Source organism: Neobacillus rhizophilus (genome assembly GCF_018343535.1).
Taxonomy (GTDB): domain Bacteria; phylum Bacillota; class Bacilli; order Bacillales; family Cytobacillaceae; genus Neobacillus; species Neobacillus rhizophilus.
This window is the reverse complement of record NZ_JAGYPF010000003.1, coordinates 663870-670569: the sequence shown is the minus strand read 5'-3', so window position 1 is coordinate 670569 and position 6700 is coordinate 663870. Positions and strand designations below refer to the sequence as shown.

The window sequence follows — 6700 nt, the reverse complement described above, 5'->3', positions numbered from 1 at the left end:
TTATGTGCGCCCGGCATGGGCGATAACTTGGTGGTGAAAGTCCACTACAGGCTTGGCAGTAGGAACTGTTAGCCAATAGCAAGGGTGTCCACCGTGAGGTGGAATCTGAAGGAAGCTGGAGGCAAATTCTCGAACTGACGAACAGAAACTATATACAAGGCTGAATTGGGGCGGATGAATCTGCATAGCAAGATAAAGTCCAATACTGCCCGAGTCCCATACAGTAAATATAGCAGTTACATGAGAAGAAGGTTATCGCCCTTACCCGGGGAGGTCTCACGGACGAGCAAACTCGCTCGGTTGAAACAAGATTTATCGTGAGAAGTCAGCAGAGGTCATAGTAGTTTCCTATGGAAATGAAGGACTGAACAATCTTAAATCTTGGGAAACAAGGAGGTGTAGGCACCCCGCCTAATCGCGGAAAACATCGCGGTATACACCAAAAGATGGCTACCTATGATGAAATAGGTTGGAAACCGAATGATTCATAGGAGTGCGTAGGGATGCCAACATGGGTATGAAAGAACAAGATGGTATCAAATTGATCAACAAAGTTATCGCAAACGAGAATCTTTGGAATGCATATGAAAAAGTGAGAAGTAACAAAGGCGCTCCCGGGATTGATGGAATTACCGTATATCAATTGAAATCACATATGGAAAAATACTTTCAACCTCTTAAACAGAAACTTATGGAGGGGACTTACCAGCCCCAACCGGTCAAAAGGGTTGCAATTCCAAAACCAGATGGTTCCAAAAGATATCTGGGAATACCTTGTGTATTGGATAGAGTGGTACAGCAAGCCATTCTCCAAGTAATTGAACCAATCATAGACCCATACTTCTCTGAGAATAGCTTTGGTTTTCGTAAAGGCAGGAATGCTCACCAGGCAATCCAACTTGCCGAAAAGTATTATCAAGAAGGATACAGAGTAGTAGTGGACTGCGACTTGAAAAGTTATTTTGACACAATTCACCACCAAAGAGTTAGAGCGTATTTGGAGGAGTTCATTTCGGATAAAATTGTCCTTAAACTGATTTGGAAATTTCTTCGTTCAGGCATTCTCGACAAAGATATTTATATTGAAACCAAAGAAGGTGCACCGCAAGGTGGTCCATTATCGCCCATTTTAGCAAATGTATATCTAAACAAACTGGATAGAGAACTAGAAAAGAGAGGACACCGTTTTATTAGATATGCGGATGACTTCGTCATCTATGTCAAAAGTAAACGAGCGGGCGAAAGGGTAATGGCTAGTATCACTGGTTACATCGAAAATGACCTTGGTTTAATTATTAACCAAAGGAAAAGCAATATCTGTGGTGCAACCTCAGCTACATTCCTTGGATTCAACTTACATAATCTCTTGGGAAAGTCGGGTGCCGACCAAGCGAGTCGGCAAAACTACGATTTAAGGATAAATTAAGAAAGTTGACTAGTCGTAAACAGCCAGGAACTTTTGAGGAAATCATCAAAAAATTAAACCAAGTAACCACTGGATGGATTAACTACTATGGGATAACACGAATGAAGAGATTTATCATAAAAACCCAACAATGGTTAAATCACCGACTTAGGCAACTCATCTGGAAAAGATGGAAAAAGCCCAAGACTAGATACAGGATGCTTAGAAAATATGGAATCAACCATGAAGATGCAAGGAAACTAGCTAATTCCCGTAAGGGATATTGGCGAACATCAAGAAATGAAATCCTGCACCGAGCGATAACAAAAGAAAAACTCACAAAGTGGGGATTGAAAGATATCTCCCAACTTTATGAGTTACGATACTTAAAAGATTGAACCGCCGTATACGGAACCGTACGTACGGTGGTGTGAGAGGTCGGGGACTAAAATTCCCCTCCTACTCTATTGAGCAAAAGTTAAGTTCAATGAGCCGATACTTTAGTTCAATACAAAGCAGAAGGATCCGCCTCGGCGGATCCTTCTTACTTCTGTTGCCAAGAGCAGCCCTTATCTCTTTTACTAGAGGCAAATAGGGCTACTACGCGATTGGATAACAAGAGCCGAATGAAGGGAGACCTTCACGGTCTGTTCTTTGAGAGACCTCTTTTACTCCATGAACGAGCGCTCGTTAGAGATATCGTATTTTAGAATGTCCATTCTCATCCTGTTTCCCCACTTTTTTAAAAACGGCGCCGACTCATGTCTTTCAACATGGGCCGTCAGCGATTCTTGATCTTGCCACCGCTGGACAGTCAGCATGCGTCCGGCGCGCGCATCTTCCAAAGTAAAGGCATAAAAGAGGCATCCCTTTTCAGCTCTCGTGCTGGAAACGACAGCCTGAACGTCTGCAGTGAACTCATTCACATCAGACGGTTTTAGGTGAACGTAACCCATGAGTATAATCATTGTTGTTCATCCTTTTTTTCTTAATTAAGTTAGCAAATTTCTTCAAAGCTCATTCGCGGTCCTCACTCTTGGAACGTCGCAAAGTTTTGCGACGTTCCAAGAGGAGTGCGATAATCATTCGAGCTGTCGTCCTTACACGACCGTGAGCACAATCTTGCCTTGAATGTGCCCACCGACGGCTCGTTCATGCGCCTTGCGAGCATCGGCAAGTGGAAACGTGCTGTCGATGGCGACGCGAACCGTCCCGGCATCAAGCAAGCGCCCTAATTCCGTCAGCTGTGGGCCGTTCGAGCGCACTTGGGTCATTGAGACCGTTACGCCCAGTTTCGCGGCCTCCTCGGCGTCGGAGAAGCCTAAGAACACCGGGAACAAAGCGCCGCCACGCTTAAGAATACGCAAGAAACGACCAGTGGTGGGACCGCCAAGGGTATCGAGGACGAGATCAACGTCATGCGCGGCGTCCTCTGGAGGGCTCTTGGTGTAGTCGATGAATTCGTCGGCACCGAGCTCGCGCAGGAACGACTCATGCTTCCCCGATGCCACCGCGATGACGTGCGCACCCTTCCATTTAGCCAGCTGCACCGCGAAGTGCCCCACGCCGCCCGCGGCACCATTTATGAGCACCGTCTTGCCGTTGAGCGGCACCGGGAGATGCATCTCCGGTTGAAGCGGGTTCGGTTCACTGTGCCCCAGCTCGATCAGGAACTGCCACGCGGTGAGGCCTGCCATCGGCGACCCTGCGGCGTGCACGTGATCGATGCCTGCCGGCTTGAGTGCAAGGTCCGATGCTGGCGCGGCGACGTACTCGGCATAAGCAGCGCTCTCCCCAAAGCTAGGAAAGCGAACCATGCCGAAAACTTCATCGCCGACGGAGAAGCCCAGCACATCCGTGGCTACCGCCTCGACGACTCCCGACACGTCCGACCCCAAAATGACGGGAAAGGGCACCTGCGGCCGCCACTCAGGAGGAAGATCCTTATACCCCTCGCGCAGGTACCAGTCGGGGGGGTTGATGCCAACCGCGTGAACGCGGACAAGCACCTCACCCGGTTTCAGTTCTGGAAGCGGGGCCTCCTCGTAACGCAGTACATTAGGGCCGCCGAATTCGTGCAGCCGAATCGCCTTCATTGTATTTGTAGACATCGCTTTCTCCTTTCACACAAATGTGTTATCCTTATAAGAGCAGTGCTCCACTTAAACGGAACACTGTTCCATTTATTATTATACGGAGCGCCGCTCCGATTGTCAAGGAGGAATCTTATGCGAGCCGATGCGAAGAAAAACTATGAGCACATACTCGCAGTCGCGAGCGTCGTTGTAACCGAGCAAGGCGTCGATGCATCGCTGCGCGAAATAGCTCGCAGAGCTGGTGTCGGGCTCGGCACACTGTATCGTCATTTCCCGACGAGAGAGGCGCTGCTCGAAGCTTTGCTCCGCGCAAGCTTCGACGAGTTTACGACAAAGGCACGTGAGCTCGAAACTGCGAGTTCACCCGATGATGCACTCGTGTCGTGGCTACGCGACGTCGTTGCATTCACGGGCAAGTATCAAGGTGTTGTGGACGCGATGATGGCAGCCAAGGAGGACACAGAGTCCGCACTCCACACTTCATGCGTCACGATGCGCACGGCAGGCACGCGACTTCTCGCTCGCGCTCAGGTCGAGGGTCTGGCGCGTACCGACATGGATGGTGATGACCTGTTCTCGCTAGCTGCTGCGCTTGGGTGGCTCAGCAACCAGCCCTCGTCCGCGCCACGGGCTGAGCATCTCTTCAGCATTATCGCGAGCGCGATCTTGACGAATCGATCGAGCAGCAATTTCAGGGCGTAGCTAAAGTAGTACTACCCTAATAGGGGACTCTAGCACAACGATATCATGCTTAGCTTACAAAAGATTGAACTACCATGGAAGAACGGTTTAAAATTCCATCCTTTGTGGTGAAGCTGTACTTCATGGATGGCTAACGGGATACGATAGTTCAACTTCACTTGCTGCTATGACGAGAACCGGATTCCCTTGTAAGGGTCCGGTTTTTTCTGCAACGCATTGCTTAGCGTACGATTTTTTCCGTTTCGTGAGGTGCCCCCTAAAAGATAGTAAAAGAATAATTCTTATTATAATTAGTGAAAAAAACAATTATTGTGAAGATTTTCATTTAAACTACCATGAAAATTACCTTCGGTAACCCCGTAAAAAAGCAATACTAAATAGGACGTGGCCCAATCGTTTTTAAAAATGGGGAGAGCGCCTGATTTTGGATTTTTAGATTCGAGTTGAATAGACTTTTGGTTCTTGTAACGTAACTGTGTATCCTAACCTTCTAGTCGTCGTAAAGAATGCAGAACAGTGGATTGCAGTCTCTGCTTATCAAAGAGGGAAACATTTCTTTATATTCATTCCGATTTCAGCAAATATTTGATTAGCCAAAATCTAATAACACCACATCTTTCTGATAGGCGATACTTTTAGGAGCCTTGAGGCTCTTTTCCTTTTTTGTATGGAAATTTGAGGCGTTATTGAATAGACTAATATTGAAGGAAAGGACAGAATGGCTTAATCAATTCGAAAATATTTAAATATTACACATGAAGGAATGTCGGTAGAAATAACTGCAGATTTGAAATTGTTGGATTGAATATTTTACCAGTTATCTAGAAACGAGAGATCGAAGTGTTAACTTACTCGGTTCTTATGTTCCTAAACACATCGCAATCGCCTCTTCAGGGCTTCAGTCGGTGAGGGTTATGAATACGGAAACGTTGTGAGAAAGTATTAAGCTAATGGAAACTTTAGATCAATGCTGAGCAGGGAGTGATACCGATGCTTTTTTAAAGTATCCACTATTCGGGGTTCAGTTCAATTTACTTTTATCAAACTTTTTTATAAAAAGATATTTATAAATAATATAAGTGACTAGTATTTTGATCAAACTTTTTTCCAAAAGTAAAAATTACTTCTATTATATAATCAACGTTTACATCCTACTTTTAATCAAACTTTATTCCAAAGCTACAGTTAGTTATTGATTAATCACTAACAAACGAAACAAATTTAGAAATTATTTAAAGCAGCACCTTCATCATTATATGTATATATGATGGGGAATTGTTAAATTATAAGTTTTGGGCGATTTTGATCCCATTAGTATATTGTATTACAACATTTAATGAGGTGATCCTAATGGAAAATGTAAATAAAAATTTGGGTCTTTCTAATAATCTACGACTGAAAAATGTCGATGTCGACCGTAACGCTCAAGTCATCGTAGATCTGACCACCGTAATTGATGCACCGCTGCAAACCGTATGGAGTTTACAAACCGACATCAACCAGTGGCCTTCCTGGCAGCAAGACATCACACAGGCGCAGTTGTTCGGTCCACTCGCGGAAGGCAGTACCTTCAAGTGGGTGACTCACGGGCTACAAATCGATTCCACTATTAGTCAGGTTGATCCCCTCCGACGAATCGTCTGGGGCGGCCCCGCACTTGGAATAGACGGCGTTCACGTGTGGGCTTTTGAATTTACTCCTAAAGGAACCGTTGTGAATACCACTGAGTCTTGGGACGGTCCTCCCGTGGAGGCAGACCCGGATGGGATGAAAGCACAACTAACTGCCTCACTCAAAGCCTGGCTTGCGGCTCTCAAGAAAACTGCTGAGGCGGCTAACTGATGGTTGTACCGTTAGCGGTGAAAAGGTAGCCAGTCCGTGCATTTTCTATAAAAATCGGAATTTTTTGCATATGGACAAAGAGCTGCAGAGCGCAGCTCTTCGGCGTTTATTGAATGAATTGTCAGGGATTACCAAATGAGTTTTTCGTCTTATTTACGGTAAACAGGCGGGGGATTGTTATTCCTAATCAACAAGAAGGGTTGTGAAATATTTTACTTAAAGTAATGGGGGCGTTAGTGGAAGAACAATTAAGTGATTTTAGGATTCAGACATATCTTAGTTATTCCTTTAAAGGGCCAGATTGTTGTATAACTCATTAGAAAAAATCGTTAAAGGTGAAGAGATTGTGAGGATTTTCATTAAAACAAAAGGGAGCAATAGTTTAATAAAAAAGGATAAAACTTTATTATGAAAAATTGATATTTAATCAGACAGGAACCGTCATTTTGATCAATCTATTTTTTAAAATAACGGTTTTTAATACAGCTGTTGTATATGGAAAGAATGGAGTTTTTAATCAATATTTATTTGAAATCTTTAACCATGCCTTTTATATGTATACTTAAAATGAACAATCTCAAAATGTGTAATAAAGCTACATGCAGTAATTGCAACGGAAGATATAGAAAAAACTGATTATTTATAAAAAAATAAT

The 6700-nt window shown here is 44.6% G+C and carries 6 protein-coding genes; 4 read left to right on the top strand and 2 right to left on the bottom strand.

Features of this window, described 5'->3' with window-relative positions; all coding sequences use genetic code 11:
• The first annotated feature begins 511 nt into the window (after positions 1–511).
• The gene (gene ltrA / locus KHA99_RS16805) at positions 512–1426 is read left to right on the top strand and encodes a group II intron reverse transcriptase/maturase (RefSeq protein ID WP_249366706.1); all 915 of its coding nucleotides are present in this window, start codon (positions 512–514) and stop codon (positions 1424–1426) included.
• A gap of 5 nt (positions 1427–1431) precedes the next feature.
• Positions 1432–1803 (top strand): group II intron maturase-specific domain-containing protein, encoded by a 372-nt coding sequence (locus KHA99_RS30845; protein WP_249366705.1) that lies wholly within the window; start codon positions 1432–1434, stop codon positions 1801–1803.
• 270 nt (positions 1804–2073) lie between these two features.
• Here the strand turns inward: KHA99_RS30845 and KHA99_RS16800 are convergent, their stop codons facing one another.
• Together KHA99_RS16800 and KHA99_RS16795 are read right to left on the bottom strand one after the other, a co-directional pair.
• On the bottom strand, positions 2074–2373 hold the full coding sequence (locus KHA99_RS16800) for a putative quinol monooxygenase (protein ID WP_213118611.1): 300 nt from the start codon (positions 2371–2373) through the stop codon (positions 2074–2076).
• 132 nt (positions 2374–2505) lie between these two features.
• Entirely contained in the window at positions 2506–3516 is a 1011-nt protein-coding gene (locus KHA99_RS16795) for an NADP-dependent oxidoreductase (protein ID WP_213118610.1), read from the bottom strand.
• A 117-nt stretch (positions 3517–3633) separates the two neighbouring features.
• Between KHA99_RS16795 and KHA99_RS16790 the strand changes: the two genes are divergently transcribed.
• Together KHA99_RS16790 and KHA99_RS16785 are read left to right on the top strand one after the other, a co-directional pair.
• On the top strand, positions 3634–4203 hold the full coding sequence (locus KHA99_RS16790; protein ID WP_213118609.1) for a TetR/AcrR family transcriptional regulator: 570 nt from the start codon (positions 3634–3636) through the stop codon (positions 4201–4203).
• A 1350-nt stretch (positions 4204–5553) separates the two neighbouring features.
• On the top strand, positions 5554–6045 hold the full coding sequence (locus KHA99_RS16785; RefSeq protein ID WP_213118608.1) for an SRPBCC family protein: 492 nt from the start codon (positions 5554–5556) through the stop codon (positions 6043–6045).
• The last annotated feature ends 655 nt before the right edge of the window (positions 6046–6700 follow it).